The following is a 23,290-nucleotide window of genomic DNA, read 5'->3' as shown; positions in this document are numbered from 1 at the left end:
GGACTAATAGATGTGTTTTAAAAAAGAAAATAATCTTGATACATTTAAGAGTAAGGAATAGCATGAAAAAGCTTATAATAGTTATCTGCATAGCGGCCACCATCGCAGCATCAATCGCTATTGGTGTTTTCATCTCTCACTTTGGTTTAGGTTTCGCATCTAATATTGGTAACTGGGGTGCAGTTGGTGATTTTTTTGGTGGTGTACTAAACCCCACGTTCGCCCTACTCAGCTTAATTTTAATTGCTTATACATTAATGCAAAATAAAAAAGCGCTAGAGCAAAGTGAAAAAGCCATAGAGCAAGGCACCAAAGCTATTGAACAAAACGAAACAGCATTGCGAGTAAGTAATGAGGAACTTACTCTTACCCGTAACGAACTTGCAAACTCATCAGAGGCACTAAAAGAACAAGCTAAACTATTAGCAATACAAAGCTTTGAGACTACCTTTTTTAATATGCTGGAATTACATAGTAAAACTCTAGATAAAATTAGATTTAATGCTAACAGTTGCTTTTCTAAAATTTCAAGCCAACTTGAAATTAGCTCTATTAAAAGCCAAGGTGAATGCCATGGCGCAGAAGCCTTTTCTTCAATAGTCAGATTTATTAATGAAATTTCAGACGAAGGAAATATTATAGATTATTTCGAGTTGTTTTATACCTACGAAGGTAAAGATATCAATATCTACTTCAGAAACTTATACCAAGCATTCAAAATGATTGACGATGCTTTTTCCAATCCCAAGACTGAAATTAAATATAGCAATCTTTTGAGAGCACAGTTATCAGATGAAGAGCTAGTGCTTATATTACTTTATTGCCTTAACCCTAGGTTAAATGAAGAGGCTTTCAAAAAACTAATTATTAAATATGCACTATTTGAGCCGTTAGATATTGTTTTCATCAAAAGTTCTAGTGACTTTAAGATAGGTAGCATTGGAATTATCCTTTCTACAAATGAGATTCATTCTTACATGGAATTTAATGAACAGAATAAGTTAATAAATTCAGCCTTTGGTTCTAATTCAAAAATGTATTCCTATTGTTTTGATCAGAAACTTTTAAGGTAAGTGTAAAATTTAAAACCCTCGCGATGAAAAATTAATCACTATGAAAACAATAATCATATGAGACATATCCATTATGGAAATAAGTAAAACAAAGAGCTCTTTTTATAGAAGGCTATTAATCGCTAGCTTGATTGAGAGTGGGTTTAATACTATTCCTAAAATAATGAGCGAAATTGAAATTCCTCGGCGAACAGCGCAAGATACAATCTCTGCACTGGAAGAGTTAGATATAGAGTGCGCTTTTATAGGCGCTCCCAAGAACGGCTACTATGAAATTCGATCTTGGGGGGCTATTGATAAAAGATGGGTAATGAACAATACCGTTAAGTTAATGGAAACACTTAGCTATTAACTTTAGAGCATTCAATATCGTTTAGTAACCTTACTAAAGCACGGCCTAATGCAGCAGCCATATTTACTGGTACGGCATTGCCTATTTGTTTATATACTGCTGATAGTGGGCCTTGAAACTCCCAATTATCTGGAAATGTTTGGATTCGTGCATATTCCCTAGATTGTAGAGGTCGAGTTTCTAATGGATGACATCTTTCAGTTTGTTTTTGGGCTGGTGCAGTGGTTAAGGTTAAGCTAGGCTCAGATAAAGACAACCTTCGTGCCATTCCTGTTTTACCGCCACCTAAAAAGTAACTTGCCTTCATGTACTCTCTTTGAAGTTCATCAGGTAAATCTCTCCAATAGCCACCCGGTGGCACATGATCCATAATTTCTTTTTTACGTTCGGGGTATGTTTGTCCTGGTGACTTTTGAACATCAGAACTAAATAACTCTCCTTTATAAAATGCGTCTTTTAATGCTAATATTTTTTTATACGGCGAAGGCCAGCTAAAGTCAGCTTTATCAATAAGGTCTTTTCTAATACCCACTAAAATAAGACGCTCTCGCTTTTGTGGTACTTTATAGAAGATCGCTTTTAAAACTTTCGGTTCTACAAGTACGTAGCCAAGCTCATCAATTATATTTTTGATTACATCGAGCGTTCTACCATCTTCATGCTTTAAAAGCGCTTTAACATTTTCTGCCAAGAACACTTTTGGGTTTACTTCTTTTATTGCTCTCGCCATCTCAAAAAACAACGTACCCCTTGTATCTTCAAACCCTAAACTTTTACCAGCATAAGAGAAAGCTTGACAAGGAAAGCCTCCCGTTAAAACATCAACTGACTCTTTAATTTCTGTAAAATCTACTTGTGATATGTCGCCTTCAACAACATTCCAATTTGGTCTGTTGTGTCGTAAAGTGCTGCATGCGTGTTTATCTAACTCATTAAGTAACACGCTATTAAAACCAGCTGCTTCCATGCCTAAAGCCAAACCACCGCCTCCAGCAAAAAGCTCTATCATATTATAGTTACGTAAAGGCTTAATTTTCTCTTCTTCATCCCACTTAGATTCAAGAAAACTTTTGATTTCTTTGAAATGTAATACTTGTTCGATCGGAATTAAATTAGTTTTAGGACAAGGGACTAGTTCACCTTTATTGATTTTTGATTCGATAGAACGTTTAGGCAGAGAAAGTATATCTGCTAACAACTCTGCACTAAAACTATTTGAGGATTTTTCTAAATTAAGCATGCACTTTACCGCTATTAAAACAACTGTGTAAGTATACAGAAAAATGTATCTAGGGCCAGATAAAAGTGATCTTATTTATATTTCAGTACTAAAAACAATAACTAGTTCTTGTAGTTAAGATTGCGAAAGGCCAGATAAGTTTCTGGCCTTTTATGACTTGTTTTGCACCGTACCTTCGTAAAATTAAAAAGAGTAAAGGCCAACATGCGGCTATTTTACTAGATTTAAGTCATCAAAGCCTTGGTATTTTTTGAATGACAGTAAATAAATACTTTTTAGTAAATCTGGGGATAACGCTTTAAGTTCATCAAATACAGTATTACTTGTGGCAGTAATTTCGCCGGTTTCAATTACGTCACTGATTACTTTTGGTATTTGCTCGCACAAACTTTTGAATGCATCATTTTCGCCAGTGACTATTTCATAAAATTTATCGATAGAAGTACGTCTAATGTTTTTATTCGAGACTTGCTCGCTATCCAAACTTATCTTCCATGTAATATCTTGGCTATTTTTTGCTATAATTTCCACTAAGTAGCATGTTGACTCATCATCTCTGAGAATTTTGTTTTGCATTTTAATGTAAGTTTTTTGAGCTGATGATGAATTCATTGTGTTGTGCTTATTTTTCATCTCTACAAAAAACTTTTTATCTTCATTTATCGCATCAAAGCCTTTATCAGGAATTATCCAGCCATCAAAAAATTTAAATATATTTTGATGAAAATAACCGATGTGATTTGTATTAGATTTGTCTATCTGCCTGAGTGACTCTGATTCGATTATTTCTTCAATTGATTTGTTATAAATTTTAGAGTCGAATGTCAACTTGATAGGATCAACCAGATTTTTGTTGAATTCCTTAAGATTGATTGTGAACCTATATTTCTCTATCGTTTCTTTGACATGATTAAAGAGATCTTCATCTGATATAAATGATAAGCCATATTTATTGTTCATTCTTATTCCTTTAGTTATTTTTACCATTGCTCTAAGCTTAATATTTAACTGTATATTTAATCACTTAAAGATGCAAAAGAAAAAGGAATAGTTAAATTGAGCTTTAATTATATGTAATTTATTAACTAAATTAACTTTAGCAAATGTCTCTAAGCGTTCAGACCGAACAAGCGCTTCACCATTTACGTCTCCAAATACTGAAAAGCTGGTATTGTTTTTTGACTTCGATACAAGTTCAACACCTTGCTTTATATCTTTCTTTTTTATAGCAAAAGCATGGAAGTCGTTTTGATTTTTACCGAATGAAACAACGACTGATTCATCCGAACCAGGCAACAAATTAAAAGAATCCACACTGATATAAAGTATCTTCTGTTGAAAATTATAAACATGGGAATAAATTATTAATGCTACAAATAGTATAGAGAAAACTATTTTCATGGGCGCTCTACTCAATATGTATTTTTATTAAATAGAGCATAGTATATAGGCTAAAGTGTAGTGGAAAATGTGCCATGAACGAAATCACTCTCTATAAGCGGGCTTAGTGGACAATAATTTCAGCCATATTTAACAGATATTGTAACCTCTTCTGAAGCAAGTTTTTTATTTATGTCCTGCAAATAACGTAGTGCATTCTTTAGAAGGTATTTTTTCAAAAACTTAATCTTTTGTAAGTATGGGTAAGCCCCGCCTTTGATTTCAAGCCACTTTTCAATCAACGCCTCCTCATCAAACTTATCCTCTAATTCAATACGCTTTATTACCAAGTTCCCCGAGTTATAAGGTAAAAAGTATCTAGGATCATTATTAGGAAAGTGAACTCCAGACCCATTAAAATCAAAAAGGATGTTTGGAGTATGATAATCATAGGCGTCATACGTTAGTGGTTCGGATACAGCGCCACTCCACTCACAGTGTATTTTGGATCCTCTAGTTGGCTGTGTATTTGCGTACTCACCAAGCACACCAAGGAAATTCATTCCAGCATCGTAGTTCTTAAAAGGTTTCTTTGTATAATAAGATCTATTATGAATAATATTAAGAGCACGGTCAGGACTTGTAATATGAATTAGATTGATCATTTTATAATTCTTTATAGTTGATTAATAAGATAAGGCTCATAGCACTAAATCAAGCGGATAAAAGTATTGAAGTAAAGTGTTTGTCTTAACGAAGTATCATTTTTATTTTTAAAGCCTAGTATTTATGTGTAAAATTTAACTTCATTATTAGCTAAAAATACGCCTGAAGAAATTGGAACTCCTAATTTAATTAATTCATTAAGTAATATTTCTAACCTTTTTTTATTTAGCGAAACATCTATGTTAGATGCTAATAACTTTAAAAATGACGATGGTTCATGTCTTCTGTTATGTACATTAAACATATGTTCTATTGTAGATAAAAAATATTTATAGTCTAATGTCATGAGCTCATTCTTTATTTCATTAATAGATTTTGTTGTTAGATCGTCAAGCCTTTCAAAAGTTATATTTTCTAAAAGCATGTCATTCCATAATTCAAAAAGCATACATATCGGAAAATGTTTTTTATTTTGGGAAGATACTTCAAAAAGTAAAACATCTTTGTAATATAACTTAATTGAAGTTAACTCCCCATACTCTTCATGCTTAACACCTAGATTGTCATCTTCTGTTAGGCTATAGGTACTTTCAACTTTAACTCCTGCAGGAATTATATGCATTTTGGCATTTAATTTTGTTAAAAATATTGAATTATTTATGTCTTGGCTTAATTCGATTCTACAGTTATTTTTAATTAAATAATCAGTATGAAATAGCATCCAATAGCCGTTAAGTTTTAATGCGATATATAGCTCATAGCCTAAATCATCAGCAAATAACCTTCTTTTTTCTAAATTATTTTTAGATATTTGAAATTTATTATCTTTAGTGCTTTTTACTTCAACCATTACTTTTTCATCATTTTTAAAATGAACAATAAAATCACTTTGATTAGATTCATCAGTTAATTTTGAGGCAGTTTCATCTATAGAAATTATATGTTTACAGTTGTGAAAGAAATGTAGGATTAGCGCGAACTCATCTTCTACTCTTAGTCCTGGTAATCGTTGCTCTAAGTTTGCATTTTCAAGGTTTAATTCCTTTATCAACAAGCATTTTGTTTCCTCCGTTAAGTATGACTCTACTTGATGGAATGCTTTTAACCTCTCAAAATCACCAGACATACGCTTCCTCTAGATAAATCTTATTTAAATTAATTACAAAGGCTAAATTATCACTATTAGTCCAGTTAGTCTTTGCAGCCACTTTAACTATTAACAAGCTCATTTTCTATTGCTTTGTCTATTAACTGACAATAAAGCTCATATCCATCTGCCTGTTCTTTTATCCAATCATGTTTGTTGTAAACAGCCATTACGCCACGCATTGTATGGCCTAGCATTTTTTCGGTTACATGTGGTGCTACGCTATTTTCACTGAGTAATGTTGAAAGTGATCGGCGTGCATCGTGCGGTAGAAACTTGGGCATTTTATACTTAGTAAACAAGTGATCCCACATTCGACAACAATACCGATTGATGCTGTGGGTGGTCATTGCTTTGTGTGGATTACTGCCTGGTATTAAATAACCATTGCGTCCGTATACCATTGCAAGCGTATTTAAAATGCCTTTCATCTTGGTTGATATTGGCCTGCGAATGGCTTTATTTGTTTTTGAGTTTTCGGGTGGTACCGTCCAAATGCTATTTTCAAAGTCGAAATGTTCCCACTTGGCTAAACGAACCTCTGATTGCCTTGCCCCTGTTATATAAATTAGTTGTAGGCATGCTTTAGTTGCTGGTGTGGCTTTTGAGCTTTCTATTTGTATCCACAGTTTTGCAATTTCATCAAACCGCATTACTCGCTGGCCTACCGATGCTCGCTCACCAATGTCATTCACATTTAAAGTAAGTACTGGGTTAAATGGTTTTACTTCACCACGTTTTTCAGCCCAGCCTATTATTGATTTAATACGCACTAATATTGTGCCGGCTGTTTTAGCACTACCTAATTTTTTTACGTCATCAAAGTAAGTTATCCAATCTTTAATGGTCATTAAATCAAGCGGCATGTTTTCATCATTAAGGATTGGCACAATCCATTTGCTGACTTGGTTTGTGTATAAAGTTTGAGTTTTTTCTTTTAGGTCAGGTACTTTCTTATCTAACCACTTTACTGCAATATCCGCCATTGTGGGTAAGCCCTTGGCATTGTTTCGCATAAGCTTGAGTTCTAGCCGTGGGTCTTTATCTTGACTTAACCAATTTTGAAACAGAGGTATATAATCTTGCGCCTCTTTAATACTTAGCCCAGGATAACGCCCTAGTGTAATAATTACCTGCTTAGCATCAACACGGCAACGGTATTGCCACGTTATTGTGCCCTTAGCTGATACCCTTACACTTAAACTATCTCTATGCGATAATACGCAGGGTGTTTGATTTTTACCTAGCAGCTTTCTTAATTTGGTGTCACTGATCGCCATTTAATTTTTTATACACAGTTAGCAAAAAATTTATACACGATACTATACACACAATGCGCGAGTTACAATATAGCCAAAGATACAACAACAAATAAAAGCGCAGATAAAACCCGCATAAACAAAGGGCTACGATACAGAATGAGCGAACCTACATACTACGAAAACCAAGCAACAATTTATTGGCACGACTACGAGACGTGGGGGGCGAGCCCACAAAAAGATAAGCCGAGCCAATTTGCGGGTGTTCGTACCGATCTTGATTTAAATATTATTGGCGAGCCGCTTATTGAATATTGTAAGCCGCAAGCGGATTACTTGCCTCACCCTGAGGCGTGTTTAATTACGGGTATTACGCCACAAGTAGCGATGAAAAAAGGCTTGGTTGAGGCTGAGTTTATAGCAAAAATTCATGCTGAGTTTAGTGTACCAAACACCTGTGTTGCCGGTTATAACAGTATTCGGTTTGATGATGAAATAAGCCGTTATAGCTTTTACCGTAACTTTTACGACCCATACGAGCGTGAATACAAAAACAATAACAGCCGATGGGATATTATTGATTTAGTACGTGCTTGTTACGCGCTACGCCCTGAAGGTATTGAATGGCCGTTAAAAGAAGATGGCAGCCCAAGCTTTAAGCTTGAGCATTTAACAGTAGCCAACGGTATTGAGCACACCGCTGCGCACGATGCGCTAAGCGATGTAACCGCCACTATTGCACTGGCTAAACTAATAAAAGAAAAACAGCCAAAGCTTTATAACTTCTTTTTTGGGCTGCGTAATAAAAAAGCGCTTGCTGAGTTGGTTGATGTATTTAATATGACGCCGCTGGTGCATACCTCATCGCGTATTCCTGCAACACAAGGCTGTACAAGCTGGGTTGCACCAATGAGCTTTCATCCGATTAATAAAAACGCGGTTATTTGTTTTGATTTAACTCAAAACCCACAAGTACTCATTGATTTAAACGTAGAAGAGTTACGCAAACGTTTATACACCAAACGCGTTGATTTAGCCGAGGGCGATTTACCTGTTGGTTTAAAGCTAGTGCATTTGAATAAGTGTCCTATTTTAGCCCCAGCTAAAACGTTATTACCTGAAAACGCCGCCCGTTTAGGAATTGACCGCGAGCAGTGCTTAGCTAACTTAGCTATTTTAAAAGCCAATACCGACCTTCGCGATAAAGTAACTGAAGTATTTAACGAGCAAGGCGATTACAGTGCAACCACTAACGTTGACTACTTACTTTACGATGGCTTTACAAGCCATGCCGACAAAGCTAAATTTGCGATTATTCGTGATGCTAAACCAGAGGAACTTGCGGGCCTTAATTTAGATTTTGAAGATAAAAAATTCAATACATTACTTTTTAGATACCGCGCACGAAACTGGCCTGAAACGCTAAATCAGCAAGAGCTTGATCAATGGCGCCAGTATTGCCAAAACAAGTTGATGCACGGGGAAGATCAACCGTCGATTAACGCACAAGACTTTATGATCACCCTTGAAAACCTAGCCCATGAACATGACGACAGCGAAAAAAATCTTACAATTTTAAAGGCGTTGTATAACTACGCACAAAGCATGTAATTTGGTTTAGAGGTACTTATACAACGCATATAAAAACGCGACGCTATAGTAATTTAAGCGTCGCGTTTTTTGTTTGAGTTTTTATGGGCTTCGCCCATCACGCCAGCAAGCTTAGCGTCTACAAAACAGGCGTAAATTTATACTCCCGCAGTAGGCGTAGAGCTTGCTCGCGCGAAAAGCATAGTTATTTTTTATGCAACGCTTCAATGCGTGCTAGTAAGCTTGAGGTGTCGTATCTGCCGCCACCGAGTGCTTGTACATCGGCATAGTATTGATCAACCGTTGCGGTCATTGGTAAAGTAGCGCCGTTGTTTTTAGCTTCATCAAGTGCAATGCCTAAATCTTTACGCATCCAATCTACCGCAAAACCAAACTCGTATTCACCCGCCCACATTGTTTTGTAGCGGTTTTCCATTTGCCACGAACCGGCTGCGCCTTTAGAAATAGTTTCTATAACTTTTTCACCATCAAGTCCAGCTTGCTTTGCAAAATGTAAGCCTTCAGCTAAACCTTGCACTGCGCCCGCAATACAAATTTGATTAACCATTTTACATAATTGGCCTGAGCCAACGCCGCCTAACAATTGACTAAAACGGCTAAATGCCGCCATAACGGGCTGCACTTTAGCAAATACGGCTTCATTGCCACCGGCCATTACCGTTAACACGCCATTTTCAGCGCCCGCTTGGCCGCCAGATACTGGCGCATCTATAAAGTCGACGTTTTGCGATGCAGCTTTTGCTGCTATTTCACGGGCAACTTCAGCAGAGGTTGTTGTATGATCAACTAATATTGTGTGTGGCAGCATGCCAGCTAAAACACCATCGTCGCCATACACTACTGAGCGTAAATCGTCATCGTTACCAACACACATAAATACGATGTCGGCATTGCTTGCAGCTTCGCGCGGGGTTGGTGCAAAGCTTCCTGAATGTTCTGCAGTCCACGTTTGTGCTTTAGCTTGAGTGCGGTTATAAACGCATACGCTGTGCCCTGCTTTTGCTAAATGCCCCGCCATTGGGTAACCCATTACGCCTAAACCTATAAATGCGACTTTCATTGACATAAAAATGACCTATTTAACTGATAACTTAGAAACTAGGCCTCGATTATGTCAACCGGTCGATAAAAAAGCGAATGAAAGTCTTTATAAAATTTCCTTAACGGGAAAGGTAAGTAGGTAACCTATGGACAGTATTTATCAATTTAATGCACCACTTTATAACAGCGAGAATTTTCCTCTTAGCCAGTTACAGGGCAAAACCGTCCTTATTGTTAATACAGCGAGTAAGTGTAGTTTTTCGGTTCAATTAAACGCGCTCGAAAAGCTCTATCAGCAATACAAAGATAGTGGTTTTACTGTGCTTGCGTTTCCGTGTAACCAGTTTGGCCAAAATGAGCCGCTTGATAATTTAGCCATTAAAGACTTTTACCAAGATCAATTTAATACCTCGTTTGAGGTATTTGGCAAGGTAATGGTAAACGGGCCAGAAACGCACCCATTGTTTAATTATTTAAAATCGCATACGCGGGGTATTTCGCAAAACCGTGCTATTAAGTGGAATTTCACTAAGTTTTTAATTAACTCACAAGGGCAACTTGTTGCACGCTATGCACCGCGTACTAAGCCCGAAACACTTATACAAGTAATAGAAAATAACTTACTGCAAGCTGCAAAGTTAAGCGCTACCAGAGGTGGTAAAAAAGTATCATCAAAAATACCTTTGCTTACGCCGGCTAAGGCTTAATTTAAATCAATAAAATGCGTGTTACTAAAGCACCGGTTTATAAAGTAGTTTATTGTATTAGTAATAAATAATACTCCTTAAGCGTCGAGGCTATTACCATGAACATTGCTTTTTTTAGTACTCAAAAGTACGAACTGTCTTTTTTTGAACAAAGTACACGCGATTACCGTGATATAAAAATAACGTATTTTGAGCAAGCCCTAAGCGAACAAACGGCTATTTTAGCAAGCGGGTTTGATGCCATATGCGTATTTGTAAACGACAAAGTAAACGCCACGGTTATTGAACAACTGGCAAGCCAAGGCATAAATACTATTTTGCTGCGTTGTGCGGGATTTAATAATGTTGATTTACCTGCAGCAAAAGCACATAAAATTAAAGTATTACGTGTTCCTGCTTACAGCCCTGAGGCCGTAGCCGAGCATTGTATTGCACTTATGCTAACGCTTAGCCGTAAAACCCATAAAGCGTATAACCGTGTACGCGAAGACAATTTTGATTTAAACGGGTTGCTTGGTTTTAACTTGCACAATAAAACCGTGGGTATTGTAGGTTGCGGTAAAATTGGCCTAGCGCTGTGTAACATTTTAAATGGCTTTGGCGCTAATGTATTAGTGTGCGACCCGTACGCACAACCTGGCAATTATACTATTACCGATATAAACACCTTGCTTAGCGAAAGCGATGTGATTTCTTTGCATTGCCCACTTACCGAGCAAACTCATCATTTAATAAATGATGAGGCATTTAGCAAAATGAAAACCGGCGTTATGCTTATTAATACCTCACGCGGTGCATTGCTCGATAGTAGCGCATGTATTAGTGCGCTAAAAACTAAAAAATTAGGGTACTTAGGGCTCGACGTATACGAGCAAGAGTCGGAGCTGTTTTTTAAAAACCACAGTGACGAAATAAATCAAGACGATATATTCTCGCGCTTAGTGAGCTTTAAAAATGTTTTAGTAACAGGCCATCAGGGCTTTTTTACCCAAGAAGCACTCACCGAAATTGCTAATACAACAATACAAAATGCGCTTGAAGTAAATGAAGGTAAATCTTTTACTAATGAGGTTTTATAAAGACCTTGGCTATACCTAAATAACAGGCACAAAAAAGCGAAGTGCGTTTTAAACTCACTTCGCTTTATTAATCTATTTTTAGGGCTTAAATAAAATTAACCAAAGGCAACGTTTGCAAATACCAAGGTCATTAATATTGGGCAAACAAACCGAATATACTGAGCAAACCAGTAATGTACGCCAGTTGTTGCTTGGTGTAATTTATTACCACGCTGCCACATCCAACCTACCGTAATAAAGTAAAATAAACCCATAAGCGGTAATTGGTATTGAGTAAATAGCATAATAACTAAGCCAAATAACCAATCAAAATTTAATATAATCGCGCTTGCGCACACAAGTACAACGGCGCTCACTGCCCACGTTGCTTTGGTGCGACTAACGTTGTGATTTTCGACTAAAAACGCTACCGGAATTTCTGTGGTCGATATAGTTGACGTAACCGATGCAATCGACATTAAAACAAAAAACAATAAACCAACCAATAAGCCAATTTCGCCCATGGTGCTAAATAGCTCAGGTAAAATAGCGAAAATAAGTTGCCCTTCCCCAATCAGTTTACCCCCACTAAATACCTCTACACCGTTGTGCTGCGCCACATAAATAGCAGGGATAATAAGTAACCCAGCTAAAAAAGCAACGCCTGTATCAAGTAATGCAACACCTGCGGTGAGCTTTGGTAAATTAGCATCTGGCTGTAAGTACGAGCCGTAAATCATCATACAGCCCACACCTAGTGAGAGCGAAAAGAACGCTTGCCCCATTGCGGCAATAATTAAATTAGGTTCGAGTATTTGGCTAAAATCAGGAATTAAATACGCGGCGAAGCCTTCGCTTGCGCCATCGAGTGTTGCAATGTAGGCAATCAAACCAATAAGCAATACGAGTAACAGTGGCATTAAACGGCGCGACCAAGTTTCGATTCCCGATTTAACCCCTTTTAAAATAATACTGGCGGTTAAAATAAGCATAAGCGGCGTAAATACAAAATTACGCAGTACTGAGTCGCTATGTAAAAATTCGCTTGCGCCTGTGAAACCAAAAAAGGTTGTTATGGGTTCAATAGCGTACGAGAGCATCCATCCTGCCACTATTGAATAAAAGCTTAGCATAACCACTGCGCCCGCAAGGCCTATATAACCCGCTGCAGCACCTACTTTACGGTTACTGTTTTGCCATGCATCGCCCAATGCTTTTACCGGATTAACTTGTGCTTTGTGACCTAAGTAAAGTTCGGTATATAGCGCAGGTAGCGCCAGTAAAAATATAACAATAAAATAAACCAGTAAAAATGCACCGCCGCCATGGTTGGCCGCTTGCGTAGGAAAACCCCAAATATTACCCAAACCCACTGCTGCGCCAGCAGCGGCTAAAACAAAACCGAGTCGGCTTTGAAACCCATCACGCACTTGTGCCATACATCTACAAATCTGTTATTATTTTGACTGTTGTGAATTAAACCATATTTAATGCCAGCTGAGTAATAAAATTGTACCCAGCCTTTGTTAGTGGCGTTAACCGCTCACAATATCAGCGACTTCTTTTGCTTTAGGGCTTTTATGACTGAACACTATTTTAAAAACGCCTTGAGTATTACTTCAACTCAATTGGCAAATTTGTCTTTAGCGAGTAACAGCATTTTATTATTTAATGCTAAAACACTTGAGCTTAGTGACTTTAATTTGCCCGATTGCTTAAGCCCATTTGAGTTAACCATTATAAACCGCCGTAAAAGAGTGCAAGCTAAGCAAGAATATTTAGCGACGCGGTTATTGCTAAAACACCTTATTAAAGTAACGCAGCCACAACATGCGCACATAGCGCTTAATAAAATGAGTACAGAATTTGACGAGAAAAGCTCAAAACTGCAAATACATGTAAATGGTAATGTTATTAATACCTGTATTTCGCACTCGCATGGTTTGGTTGGAGCTGCGCTAAATCTTGATAAAAGTGAATTTGGTTTTGATATTGAAAAAGTAAGCTTAAAACGCCCGTTTGAAAAACTCGCTAAACATTTTTATCATAATGATGAAATTACACTTATTACCAAAACCACGAATACTCAAACCCAAGCAGATACATTTTTTAGAATTTGGACCTTAAAAGAGTCACTTGCTAAAGCCACCAGCCGCCCTATTGCACAACTGCTGAGCCCCAATGTGTTTGACGAATTACATAGTGCAAAGCTGAGTGCTAGCAGTAATCGCGTTACTGTAACTGATAGCAGTGACAGCAATATTTATTTTGATGTAAGTGTGGTGCATAAAAAAAGCACCGACTGGCGATGCTTTTTATTAAGTGATTTTGTATAACCGCTTCTTAATAGTAAAATTATTTACGCAGCAAAATCGTTCTCTAATAAACGGCTATGAATAGACTGTACTACGTTATCTGACTCTGTTTGCTCTACTAAAAAGCACAGGTTGTGCTTACTAGCACCGTGGCAAATTAGTCGAATGTTAAAGTCTTTTAGTACACTCATTAAGTTCATTTCGTGTTGGCGTAATTGAATCTCAGAGCCAATAAGTGCCACCAATGTTAGATTGTTTTCTACCGAAACATGACAAAACTCTGCAAGCTTATCTAGGCATTCTTGATCAAGTTCTGGGCGCGAGGCGTTTTGTGCATTATCAAGCGTTATAGCTACGCTGATTTCTGATGTGGTTACCAAATCGACCGATATATTGTATTCACTCAATAGCGTAAACACGCGTGCTAAAAAGCCGCTTGCTAGTAGCATTTCTGGGCTTTTAAGCGTAAGCAAAATTTGGTTTTTACGCTGTGTTACTGCGCGTATACCTGGTTGCTGCGATTTTTCGCGCTCAATCCACGTACCGCCACGCTCAGGCTCGCGGCTAGAACCAACAAACACATTAATGTGGCTACGGCTTGCTGGTAAAATAGTCGCTGGGTGTAATACTTTTGCGCCAAAGGTTGCCATTTCAGCGGCTTCGTCAAAACTTAAACGAGCAATAGGCGTCGCTTTTGCACACAACCGCGGGTCGGTACTAAAAATACCTACTACGTCAGTCCAAATATGCACGCTTTTAGCGTTAATTGCTTCCGCTAGTAATGCAGCGCTGTAGTCAGAACCACCACGTCCAAGCGTTGTGGTTTGACCGTGTTCATCACTGCCAATAAATCCCTGAGTCACAATTACTTGAGCGTCTAATAACGGAACTAAATGCTCTTTAGCGGCTTGCGCTGTGGCTACAACATTAGGCGTTGCTTTGCCAAATTGGCTATCGGTTTTAAGCACTTGGCGTACATCAAAGCGATCGGCATTTAAACCTTGTAAACGCAGCACTTGAGCAAACAAATACGACGATAAACGCTCACCAAAGCTAAGTAGCTCGTCGTGTTGCTTGTCGGTTGTTAGTGGCTCTTGAGCTAATGTTTGAAATGCTTTTAGTGTTTCGTTAAAGCCAACCGCTAAATCGGCATCTAGCGATAATTCATCTAAAATAGTTTGTTGAATAGCAAGCACGCCATTTATGTGTTCTTGGCGCTCACTTAAGGTAATGCTTGATTTACACAGTGCAACTAAGTGATTAGTTACGCCGGCACTGGCGCTCACGGCAACAATACGTACGCTTTTATCTGCAACAATAATTTCGCTGCAGCGACTCATCGCTTCAAAATTTGCAACACTGGTTCCGCCAAATTTGGCAACGATGTAATCTGATTTTGCGCTTAACTCTGTTTGAGGCACTGTTTGTGGCGCTGATTGGGTAGTCATTTAGTCTCCTTTCGCGGTATCCAAACCGCAATAAAACAAGAAGAACTTGGCAAAGGAATGCTTGAAGATAAGTCCACTGCCAGAAGCTCTCCACCTATATTGGTGACAGTTTTGAGGATTCAGCCCCATAAACCGAAAAACAATGACGACGTACCATTATTTTCCTCGGCGAGTACTTCCCTCCTTAATGATCATTGGCTTTCGTCGCCTAACATTAAGTACCTAAGTATCGCACCTCTTCTGAATGCTTTATTAACCAGTGGCTAATAAAACAAAACCCCACTAAGTAGCGGGGCTTTGAAAGTTATCGTTTAGACGTCTAGCTGTCAAGCATTTAATAATTAATGAGTTAAATAAAACTGCCCATGTAATACGAGCCCGCATACCCAACCGTGTAACAAATTAATAAATGCAGCGATAAACGCAAGTAGCTCATAAAGGTAAGCGCTTTAACTTTACTCATGGCAATAATGCCCGCAGCCGAACCAATAATAAGCATTGAACCGCCCACGCCCGTTGCATACGTAAACGACAACCAGTGTTGTTGGCTCATTACTATATCGGCTTTTAATAATGCAGCGGTAAGCGGTACGTTATCGACCCCTGCTGATAATATGCCCATTAAATAGTTTGCGTATTCAGGTGCCATTACCGTGTATAGGTCGGTAAATTTACTCAACATACCAATTTCTTTAAGTGCGCCTACAAGTAAAAGTACACCTACAAAAAACAATAATGTGTCGTATTCTATATCGCGAACAAAATCGATTATGTCTTTGTTTATGTCTTTTTTGCGCATTAAAAATTGCGCCACTAAAAACATCACTGATAAGCCAAACAAAAAGGTTAATAGAGGCGGTACGCTGTAAATTACACTCAGCGTAAGTGTGCTAACTACGGTAGATAAAAATATAACAGCAATGGTAATGTCGGTTTTTTCTATTCGGGTTTTACCCGCACTAGCAAACTCAATACGCCCTTTCATACCTATAGACAGTAACGCGGCAAGCAACATAACACTTATAAGTGCTGGCGCTATAAGTAGTAATAAATGAGCAATGGTTACTTTGCCATCTAAAAATATCATTAATGTGGTTACGTCACCGGTTATTAACGATACCCCACCTGAGTTAACCCCAAACACAATAAGCGTCGCGTATTTAACGAGCTTTTTAGGTTCAAGTTTTAACGACATAACAACCGCAAGCGATATAAGCGTAGCTGTTACGTTGTCTGAAATCGACGAAAACAAAAATGCAAAACCACCCACCAAAAACATGAGCTTTTTTTCGCTAATACTTTTTGGCATAACACGGTGCACAATATTTTCTATAAACCCCTTTGAATTTAAATACGCTACAAAGGTCATTGCAGCCATTAAAAATAGCCATAATGAGGCAATTTCTAAAATATTTTCATTTAAAAGATGTTGAATCGTATCAGGGCTTTGCCCGTGTAGAGGGTATATAAAAAGAAGAATCCAGCAAAGCGTACCAAAAAACAGCGTGGTTTTGGCTTTATTGACATGAATAATATCTTCTATAACGATCAGTAAAAATGCAATCGCTATCAGGGTTAGAATAATCGAGGAAACCATGGTAGTTAAACAACCTTTGATATAGTTTTAAAGAACACACAAATAACATTCCATTTCATGTGCCTATTTTCGGCGCGAATTTTAGCACTGCCTCTATGCAAAAACTATTATTAAATGATCTTAAAAACGAATACTATATATAAGTGAATTTAAGAAGAATACGTAATAAATGAGTATGAACAAAATACTCAACAATAAAATACTAGGATGTTGTAACCTCTTATGATCCCAGCTAAAAAGCTGCTAAACACCATAAATGAACATTGGGATGTATTAGCGCTATTATTTAAACGTTTTAAAATGGGTGACTTTAGCCTAAAAGACGTACAAAACGCGATTAAGCAAAAGCAGCCAACATGGTCAAACGAACGCATTTACAAAGAAACAAATCGTTTGTTAAACCAAGATATTTTAATTCCACTGGCTAAATCCTCTCAACTTGAAATAAATCGTGCCATTGCCGACTTTGCTACTTTTTTACTGCAAGAAGAACATTTGGGCTTAGCGCAAGAAATTAGCGTATTAGTCGACGACCTAGCTCGTTTAGGTAATCGCCTAGATAACGCTGGCGAAATAGAAGACTTTGACGACTTACGCCGCTACAGCCGCATTATGGATGATCGAGTGCGTAAAATAATGAAGCTCTATACACACAACGAAAACGCAATTTTAAATATTGTTGAACAAGCTAAATCTAATAATGCTGTGCAATCGCTGCAAAAGCGTTATAAAGCAGTAATAGAAGCGTTTGATGAATACATAGAGCCGATGCTTGAAATGGTTGATATTCGTGGTGAGTTTCATGCGTGTTTTATCCTCATTGAAGAGCAAATAAGTAAGCAAATACTGCACATTGAGCGCTCAGGTAAAGCATATAACGATAAACGTATGCTGGAGCAATTACGTACCCGTATACTCGAAATGCATTTAATGGGCCGAGAAAGCTTACGTAAAAGTGCCGATATGCTTATGCCACTACGCGAAGAGTTGCGCCGTAATAACTTAATTACTCGCCAAGCAGCCAAAGTACTTGGGCTTGTACGTAAAAATGGCGTAGACAATATGCTAAGTGCTGTGCAGCCACATTTTGTAAGCGACGCGCAGCGATATTCACTTGGCCAACAACGTCATATTGTGGCTTACATGGCAAGCTTGGTTGAATTTGAACATGAAGAATACCAACTGCCAGACCAACAAGATGTGCCTGCATTTGTTACACCTAATATTCCTGACTACAACGATGTTAAAACCAGCTTTGCTAAGCGCTTGAATAAAAAGCGCAAAAAGCCGCAGCCCTTGCTGCAATTTTTAGACGAAAGCTACCCAGATCTCGATGCCGACGAAATGCTATTTTTATACCAAAAATTAGTCAGCGACAGCGATATTAAAATAATTCAAAGCGATGAAAAAGCCCGCGTAAAAATTGCCGGTCAGCACTTTTCTTTATATCCATTTAATTCAGAGCCTCAGCCAGTTCCAAAGGCAGATAAATAAACCATGACACACATAAACTTAGACGAGCTAACCCACCTACAAGCCATTAATAAAAAATTAGTAGCGGGTTATCATATTTGCGAACAAGACAACGTAATGTGGCAAGAGCTTGACCAACACTTAGAAGACTACACCGCCCTATTTACCGCTTTAGGTAACGATTTAAAACACGACAGCCGTGGCTTTTATTATTTTACTAGCGACGAAAGTACGCCAAATATGGGCAAAATATCTCGCGCTATTGCGCTCACCATTTACATTTTAATTGAGCATTACGCTAATACGGGTAAAGACCCAATGCGCGCATTGTTTGACAACGTAAACGATTTAGAGCTTATGCAAACGCTGGTGCAAATTAACAAACATTTGTTTGATCAGCTTGAGATATTTTCGGGATCTGATTTGCGTAAAGACGTATACCTGCGCATGGTGCGCTTAGGTTTAGCCCGCGAAGTAGAAGGCGGTTTTATGCTACAAGCGCCAATTCACCGCTATATAGATGCACTAATGGAAGTAAACGAAGAAACCTATTTAACAGAGGACGAGGAATGAAAAATCTATACGGACTAAGTAAACTCGCCCTACTTAACACCGCAGGCTATGCAAAGTGTGTGATTCCGCTTGATAAAAGCAGCTCTATTTGCGCGCCAAATAACACCGGTAAAAGCTCGGTTATTAACGCCCTGCAGTTTCCGCTTATTAACGATTTGCGCTTAACAGAATGGGACGGACACGATTTAGACGAAACCCGTAAGTTTTATTTTTCATCCGATCAGTCGTACATTTTACTAGAGGCTAACTTACCTCATGGCTCGGTAGTGATTGGCGTTGCGGGACTTGGTAAAATTGCCGGTTACGCGCATCAGTACTTTTGTTATCAAGGAAAGCTTGATTTAGAGCAGTACACGCAAGGTAAAACCATTATTAAATTTACCAAGCTGTTCAACCATTTAAAAGAGCTTAATTACAACCCTATTGAGCTTAAAGCACAAGAGCTAAATGCGCTACTTACTGGCGGCGCTACCCCGTATGACGGCGACATTAACTTAAAAATGATTCCGCTTAATAATGTGCAAGACTCTTCTATTTATAAAGAAATATTTAGACGCATTCTTAATTTACATAAATTAGGCGCAAGCGACGTAAAACGCTTTATGCTTCGTGTGTTTGAACGCCATATGTCGAACTCTAAGGTCGACTTTTACGAAGTATGGCGCCGCTCGTTTGATAAAGTAAATCGCTCAAAACGCGAACTAAAAGCCCTTGAGTCAATGCAAGAGCCAATAGCCGCACTTGAATCAATGCTTGAAAATCAGACCGTGCTTAAAGGTAAATTAGCGGCGTACGCACCTAAAATTGACCAAGCACTGATTGACTTTGATACTTACCAAGAGGCGCAGCTAAATGAACTAGGTGTTGCACTTGAAGACATAGAACACGAAAAACACGAGTTTGAGCAAAAGCAAAGCCTATACGTGCAGCAATCGCGTGATATAGAGCGCAAACAAACCCAAATTGAGCAATGGTTTTTAGATTACAGCGCTCTAAAAAGCGAGTTTGAACTGGTAAATAAAGCCACCCTTAAAACCAGCCTTGGCCAGCTCAAGCACGATTACGAGTCGCTTTCGCACTCTATAACCAGCGCACAAGGGCAAAGTCTACACACACTTGACTACCGCATTAGCGAAACACAAAAACAAATTAAGAGCTTAAAGCTGCAACTTAAAAATCTTGAGTTTAATTTGTTTACCCGCATGCGCGAAGACCTCTCGTTAAAAGAAGTCGAAGAAATATCGCGCATTTTAAACCCTGACATTCTCTCGTTTGCAACCACCACTAATGGCGATATAACCATTGATGATGAAGATGCGTTTGGGGAATTCTTATCGCTATTGAGTGAAAACGTTAAAGGTGGCGTATTAACGTTACCAGGCGCGAGCATTAAGCTTAAAAAGCTCTCTCCTGTACAAATGCAAAGTGGCGAAAACAAAGAGCAATTAACCGCTCAGCTGAGTGCACTTGAGCATTCACTCAAGGAGTTTAAACAACAACGCGATGTTGCAGCAAACGTTGCCGATAAACAAAAAGAAAAAGACGCGTTATACGATGAACTTATGAGCGCAGAGAGCGCCCTAAAACGCTTAGAGCAATTTGAAGTAATGCAGCAGTCGGTTGAAGCGCAAGCCATGCTAAAAGAGCAGTTATTAGCTGAGCGCGAACAAGTTGACGACTACCTGCAAGATATTCAAAAAAATAGTGGTTCAATTGCCGATCGCCGCTCGTTAATTAAGTCGAAACAAGAGCAAATTAATCGCCAAACAGAGCGCCTGCGCCAAGTTAAGAGCGAGCGAATTGATCACACGCTTGATTTATACAGCGGTAAAGTAACCCCGTACATGATTGATATAACGGTCGATTTTGATAACTTAAGCGACCTAGTACATCACTTTAATAAAGATTGCCAAGAGCTGCGTAATTTTGACATAAACGTACACAACACCTATTTGCATGTGTATAACGCAGGTATCACTAAATTCGACAACGAAAACGACGAATATACTAAATACCAAAAGCTAATAAGCGCCTTTCATAATATTGATAACGAACGCGACGCTGTTGAACGCCAAGCACGCGTTGCGCTTACCGAAGTGGCCGCAACTATTAAAGGCTTGCGAGAAGATTTAGACCGCCTTCGCCGCGAAATGAACAGCTTTAATAAAGGCATAAGCCAGCACCGTATTTCAAACCTGCAAGCGTTTAAAATTAACGTTATACCCCGCAAAATGCTGGTTGATAGTATAGATACCATTATCAGCACGTCGCATCAGTTTGAGCAAGGCGACACGCTTGATTTACTTAGCCAAGAACCGTACAGCGAAAGTGCGGTAAACGAAGCGAAAGATCACTTAATTAAACTCGCCTCAGATAAAGCGGGTTTAACGCTTACCGATTTATTTGATATTCGATTTGAAGTGGTTAACCGCGCAGGTGAAACAGAGCACTTTGAAAAAATAGATTCGGCAGGTTCAAACGGCACACGTATTACTATTAAGTTATTGTGTGGCATGTTGTTTATTCGTTACTTATTAAGCGATCAGGAACAAAACCTTTACCGTATACCTATTTACATAGATGAAGCGGCCGACATTGACCCACAAAACCAAAAAGCAATTATAGAAACCGCCCTAAGCTTTGGTTTTGTGCCTATATTTGCCTCAGTTAAGCCACAAATAAGTTGTGACTACATTGTGCCTATTCGTTCAGTAAAAGACGGCGCACAAAACTGGGTCGATGAAAAAGATTGGATTGAAGTTGAACACAGTTAATTGGCCATTAAGGCTCGGCTATTAAACTAATATTTAGGACGTTTAAATGATACACATTTAAACTATGTGTGTTATTTTGAATTAATGCATTTTATTGGAGCAAACGTAATGAAAAATATACTTCTTGTTGCAGCACTAGCACTTCTTACAGCCTGCACACAAACCCCTGATTGGGATTACGATAAATCAGCCAACTTTAGTAATTTTAAAACATTTGCTTGGGTAGAAAACGCCAGCTTAACTAAAGACACAAATAACTATCAAATTAATGGCCTAATGGAAAAACGTGTTCGCACTGCCGTTAACGCAGAGCTTAGCCAAACACTAGGTATGAGATTAGTTGATGCAGCGCAAGCTGATGTACTTGTTAACTATCATGCATCGGTAGATAAAGAGCTTGAAGTAGACAACTTCAATATAAACTACCGCCCACATTGGGGTTATTGGGGTACCGGTTTTCAACGCGATACAACCGCACGTGAATACGAAGTGGGTACGTTGATTATTGATATTGTAGACCGTGAATCAAATCAGCTAGTATGGCGCGGCGCAAAAGAAGGTCGATTAAAGAAAAATCAATCGCCGGAGCAACGTGAAGCATCAATTAATAAAACAGTGAGCGAAATTTTAAGCAACTTCCCGCCGCAAAAACAGCAGTAAGTTTAAAGTTAGTTTTTAAAAAGCTCACAGTATGTGAGCTTTTTTTGTGGAAAAGGAATATCACGGTTAGGGGTAACATATGGAAATAAAAATAGCGCGAGGTGAACTCCCGCCTACGTATCTCACCATTTTATATCGCAGGCGGGGCTTTATGCCGCGTGGTTTTAAATAAATGCATATAAATGCGCGAGGTAAACTCCCGCCTACATACCTCACCATTTTATATTGTAGGCGGGGCTTTATGCCGCGCGGTTTTAAATAAATACATATAAATGCGCGAGGTAAACTCCCGCCTACGTATCTTATGTTTTATATTTATATAAAAGCTCAAGCGGTATGTGGCAATAATCATCGGGGTGATTAGTTAATCGGTCTTGATGCTCAGGATTGCTTGGCACGTAGTTAGTTAGCAGCTCTACCCCTACCACAATTTTATCGGCATCACTGCGCTTGTTTATATAATTGCTAGCGACCTTTAAATGATCTTGGCTTTTGCTATAAATGGCAGTGCGATATTTAGGGCCTACGTCGTCGCCTTGTTTATTAATGCTATATGGGTCGATAATTTCAAAAAAGTAGCCAAACAGCGTATTTAGGGTTAAGACTTTTAGGTCAAAAATTACCTTTACGCATTCAGCATAACCATCATAGTCGCCGTCTGTCGTTTTACTTGTACCATTGGCGCGCCCTGCCTGTGTGCTAACAACGCCTGGTAAGTGCTTTAAAAATTCTTGTACGCCCCACAGACAGCCACCAGCAAAGTAAATAGTATTATGTTCTTTAGTATCCATTATAAATGTTACCTAATAAGTGAAGTGTAAATGGTTATCAAATGCAGTGATTAACAAATTAATGTACAATCGCGCACAAAATGACTGCTGTTATATTTAGCTATTTTATCATGCTCAAATGTGGG

The 23,290-nt window shown here is 38.5% G+C and carries 21 protein-coding genes and 1 riboswitch; of the genes, 10 read left to right on the top strand and 11 right to left on the bottom strand.

Translation table 11 applies throughout. The features are described 5' to 3' along the window. The first annotated feature begins 62 nt into the window (after positions 1–62). Both V6260_RS00435 and V6260_RS00430 read left to right on the top strand, forming a co-directional pair. Positions 63–1,073, top strand: a complete 1,011-nt coding sequence (locus tag V6260_RS00435) for a putative phage abortive infection protein (RefSeq protein WP_341591978.1) — start codon at positions 63–65, stop codon at positions 1,071–1,073. A gap of 73 nt (positions 1,074–1,146) precedes the next feature. Next, positions 1,147–1,425 (top strand): helix-turn-helix domain-containing protein, encoded by a 279-nt coding sequence (locus tag V6260_RS00430; protein WP_341591977.1) that lies wholly within the window; start codon positions 1,147–1,149, stop codon positions 1,423–1,425. Here V6260_RS00430 and V6260_RS00425 read toward each other — a convergent pair. The 6 genes from V6260_RS00425 to V6260_RS00400 all read right to left on the bottom strand — a co-directional run bounded on the left by V6260_RS00425 (position 1,415) and on the right by V6260_RS00400 (position 7,138). Next, on the bottom strand, positions 1,415–2,665 hold the full coding sequence (locus tag V6260_RS00425) for a DNA (cytosine-5-)-methyltransferase (RefSeq protein WP_341591976.1): 1,251 nt from the start codon (positions 2,663–2,665) through the stop codon (positions 1,415–1,417). The genes V6260_RS00430 and V6260_RS00425 overlap by 11 nt on opposite strands. 210 nt (positions 2,666–2,875) lie before the next feature. Next, on the bottom strand, positions 2,876–3,625 hold the full coding sequence (locus V6260_RS00420; RefSeq protein WP_341591975.1) for an Eco47II family restriction endonuclease: 750 nt from the start codon (positions 3,623–3,625) through the stop codon (positions 2,876–2,878). A 60-nt stretch (positions 3,626–3,685) separates the two neighbouring features. Then, entirely contained in the window at positions 3,686–4,066 is a 381-nt protein-coding gene (locus tag V6260_RS00415; protein WP_341591974.1) for a hypothetical protein, read from the bottom strand. A gap of 119 nt (positions 4,067–4,185) precedes the next feature. Next, on the bottom strand, positions 4,186–4,710 hold the full coding sequence (locus tag V6260_RS00410; RefSeq protein WP_341591973.1) for a hypothetical protein: 525 nt from the start codon (positions 4,708–4,710) through the stop codon (positions 4,186–4,188). Positions 4,711–4,832: 122 nt separating this feature from the next. Continuing rightward, positions 4,833–5,837, bottom strand: a complete 1,005-nt coding sequence (locus V6260_RS00405) for a hypothetical protein (protein ID WP_341591972.1) — start codon at positions 5,835–5,837, stop codon at positions 4,833–4,835. A gap of 83 nt (positions 5,838–5,920) precedes the next feature. Then, entirely contained in the window at positions 5,921–7,138 is a 1,218-nt protein-coding gene (locus V6260_RS00400; protein WP_341591971.1) for a tyrosine-type recombinase/integrase, read from the bottom strand. A gap of 138 nt (positions 7,139–7,276) precedes the next feature. On the opposite strand from V6260_RS00400, the gene sbcB reads away from it, so the two are divergent. Next, on the top strand, positions 7,277–8,728 hold the full coding sequence (sbcB, locus tag V6260_RS00395; protein ID WP_341591970.1) for an exodeoxyribonuclease I: 1,452 nt from the start codon (positions 7,277–7,279) through the stop codon (positions 8,726–8,728). A gap of 184 nt (positions 8,729–8,912) precedes the next feature. Here the strand turns inward: sbcB and V6260_RS00390 are convergent, their stop codons facing one another. Continuing rightward, positions 8,913–9,794, bottom strand: coding sequence for an NAD(P)-dependent oxidoreductase (locus V6260_RS00390; protein ID WP_341591969.1), 882 nt, complete (start codon positions 9,792–9,794; stop codon positions 8,913–8,915). Between the two features lie 121 nt (positions 9,795–9,915). Here V6260_RS00390 and V6260_RS00385 point away from each other — a divergent pair, with 121 nt between their 5' ends. Next, entirely contained in the window at positions 9,916–10,476 is a 561-nt protein-coding gene (locus V6260_RS00385) for a glutathione peroxidase (protein WP_341591968.1), read from the top strand. A 98-nt stretch (positions 10,477–10,574) separates the two neighbouring features. Then, positions 10,575–11,555 (top strand): 2-hydroxyacid dehydrogenase, encoded by a 981-nt coding sequence (locus tag V6260_RS00380; protein WP_341591967.1) that lies wholly within the window; start codon positions 10,575–10,577, stop codon positions 11,553–11,555. A 95-nt stretch (positions 11,556–11,650) separates the two neighbouring features. Here V6260_RS00380 and V6260_RS00375 read toward each other — a convergent pair whose 3' ends face one another. Then, positions 11,651–12,973 carry a sodium-dependent transporter gene (locus V6260_RS00375; RefSeq protein ID WP_341591966.1) on the bottom strand — a complete coding sequence of 441 codons (1,323 nt, stop codon included), beginning with the start codon at positions 12,971–12,973 and terminating at the stop codon, positions 11,651–11,653. A 141-nt stretch (positions 12,974–13,114) separates the two neighbouring features. Between V6260_RS00375 and V6260_RS00370 the strand changes: the two genes are divergently transcribed. Then, complete coding sequence (locus tag V6260_RS00370; protein ID WP_341591965.1) at positions 13,115–13,870, top strand: 4'-phosphopantetheinyl transferase family protein; 756 nt, start codon at positions 13,115–13,117, stop codon at positions 13,868–13,870. A 23-nt stretch (positions 13,871–13,893) separates the two neighbouring features. On the opposite strand, the gene lysC is transcribed toward V6260_RS00370, so the two are convergent. Both lysC and nhaD read right to left on the bottom strand, forming a co-directional pair. Next, complete coding sequence (gene lysC, locus V6260_RS00365) at positions 13,894–15,297, bottom strand: lysine-sensitive aspartokinase 3 (protein WP_341591964.1); 1,404 nt, start codon at positions 15,295–15,297, stop codon at positions 13,894–13,896. Between the two features lie 75 nt (positions 15,298–15,372). Beyond that, positions 15,373–15,545, bottom strand: a riboswitch (Lysine riboswitch). Between the two features lie 101 nt (positions 15,546–15,646). Continuing rightward, positions 15,647–16,894 carry a sodium:proton antiporter NhaD gene (gene nhaD, locus V6260_RS00360; RefSeq protein ID WP_341591963.1) on the bottom strand — a complete coding sequence of 416 codons (1,248 nt, stop codon included), beginning with the start codon at positions 16,892–16,894 and terminating at the stop codon, positions 15,647–15,649. Between the two features lie 222 nt (positions 16,895–17,116). On the opposite strand from nhaD, the gene V6260_RS00355 reads away from it, so the two are divergent. The 4 genes from V6260_RS00355 to V6260_RS00340 all read left to right on the top strand — a co-directional run bounded on the left by V6260_RS00355 (position 17,117) and on the right by V6260_RS00340 (position 22,374). Further along, positions 17,117–18,388, top strand: coding sequence for a hypothetical protein (locus V6260_RS00355; RefSeq protein ID WP_341591962.1), 1,272 nt, complete (start codon positions 17,117–17,119; stop codon positions 18,386–18,388). Between the two features lie 3 nt (positions 18,389–18,391). Next, entirely contained in the window at positions 18,392–18,940 is a 549-nt protein-coding gene (locus V6260_RS00350; protein ID WP_341591961.1) for a condensin complex protein MksE, read from the top strand. Further along, complete coding sequence (locus V6260_RS00345) at positions 18,937–21,714, top strand: ATPase (RefSeq protein ID WP_341591960.1); 2,778 nt, start codon at positions 18,937–18,939, stop codon at positions 21,712–21,714. Before V6260_RS00350 ends, V6260_RS00345 begins: the two co-directional genes overlap by 4 nt. A gap of 108 nt (positions 21,715–21,822) precedes the next feature. Then, positions 21,823–22,374 (top strand): DUF4136 domain-containing protein, encoded by a 552-nt coding sequence (locus V6260_RS00340; RefSeq protein ID WP_341591959.1) that lies wholly within the window; start codon positions 21,823–21,825, stop codon positions 22,372–22,374. Positions 22,375–22,676: 302 nt separating this feature from the next. Here V6260_RS00340 and V6260_RS00335 read toward each other — a convergent pair whose 3' ends face one another. Further along, entirely contained in the window at positions 22,677–23,165 is a 489-nt protein-coding gene (locus V6260_RS00335; RefSeq protein WP_341591958.1) for a peptide-methionine (S)-S-oxide reductase, read from the bottom strand. Positions 23,166–23,290 lie beyond the last annotated feature (125 nt).

The sequence above is a fragment of the Pseudoalteromonas aliena genome, assembly GCF_038155085.1.
GTDB classification, from domain to species: Bacteria; Pseudomonadota; Gammaproteobacteria; order Enterobacterales; family Alteromonadaceae; genus Pseudoalteromonas; species Pseudoalteromonas aliena_A.
The sequence above is the reverse complement of the archived record's forward strand: the minus strand, read 5'-3'. Positions and strand labels throughout refer to the sequence as shown.

Coding starts and splice junctions, on each gene's coding strand:
- nhaD (WP_341591963.1), bottom strand. CDS start 16,894: ATGGTTTCCTCGATTATTCTAACCCTGATAGCGATTGCATTTTTACTG.
- V6260_RS00345 (WP_341591960.1), top strand. CDS start 18,937: ATGAAAAATCTATACGGACTAAGTAAACTCGCCCTACTTAACACCGCA.
- V6260_RS00405 (WP_341591972.1), bottom strand. CDS start 5,837: ATGTCTGGTGATTTTGAGAGGTTAAAAGCATTCCATCAAGTAGAGTCA.
- V6260_RS00350 (WP_341591961.1), top strand. CDS start 18,392: ATGACACACATAAACTTAGACGAGCTAACCCACCTACAAGCCATTAAT.
- V6260_RS00410 (WP_341591973.1), bottom strand. CDS start 4,710: ATGATCAATCTAATTCATATTACAAGTCCTGACCGTGCTCTTAATATT.
- V6260_RS00415 (WP_341591974.1), bottom strand. CDS start 4,066: ATGAAAATAGTTTTCTCTATACTATTTGTAGCATTAATAATTTATTCC.
- V6260_RS00435 (WP_341591978.1), top strand. CDS start 63: ATGAAAAAGCTTATAATAGTTATCTGCATAGCGGCCACCATCGCAGCA.
- V6260_RS00420 (WP_341591975.1), bottom strand. CDS start 3,625: ATGAACAATAAATATGGCTTATCATTTATATCAGATGAAGATCTCTTT.
- V6260_RS00370 (WP_341591965.1), top strand. CDS start 13,115: ATGACTGAACACTATTTTAAAAACGCCTTGAGTATTACTTCAACTCAA.
- V6260_RS00385 (WP_341591968.1), top strand. CDS start 9,916: ATGGACAGTATTTATCAATTTAATGCACCACTTTATAACAGCGAGAAT.
- V6260_RS00355 (WP_341591962.1), top strand. CDS start 17,117: ATGATCCCAGCTAAAAAGCTGCTAAACACCATAAATGAACATTGGGAT.
- V6260_RS00400 (WP_341591971.1), bottom strand. CDS start 7,138: ATGGCGATCAGTGACACCAAATTAAGAAAGCTGCTAGGTAAAAATCAA.
- V6260_RS00375 (WP_341591966.1), bottom strand. CDS start 12,973: ATGGCACAAGTGCGTGATGGGTTTCAAAGCCGACTCGGTTTTGTTTTA.
- V6260_RS00430 (WP_341591977.1), top strand. CDS start 1,147: ATGGAAATAAGTAAAACAAAGAGCTCTTTTTATAGAAGGCTATTAATC.
- V6260_RS00390 (WP_341591969.1), bottom strand. CDS start 9,794: ATGTCAATGAAAGTCGCATTTATAGGTTTAGGCGTAATGGGTTACCCA.
- lysC (WP_341591964.1), bottom strand. CDS start 15,297: ATGACTACCCAATCAGCGCCACAAACAGTGCCTCAAACAGAGTTAAGC.
- V6260_RS00335 (WP_341591958.1), bottom strand. CDS start 23,165: ATGGATACTAAAGAACATAATACTATTTACTTTGCTGGTGGCTGTCTG.
- V6260_RS00340 (WP_341591959.1), top strand. CDS start 21,823: ATGAAAAATATACTTCTTGTTGCAGCACTAGCACTTCTTACAGCCTGC.
- V6260_RS00425 (WP_341591976.1), bottom strand. CDS start 2,665: ATGCTTAATTTAGAAAAATCCTCAAATAGTTTTAGTGCAGAGTTGTTA.
- V6260_RS00380 (WP_341591967.1), top strand. CDS start 10,575: ATGAACATTGCTTTTTTTAGTACTCAAAAGTACGAACTGTCTTTTTTT.
- sbcB (WP_341591970.1), top strand. CDS start 7,277: ATGAGCGAACCTACATACTACGAAAACCAAGCAACAATTTATTGGCAC.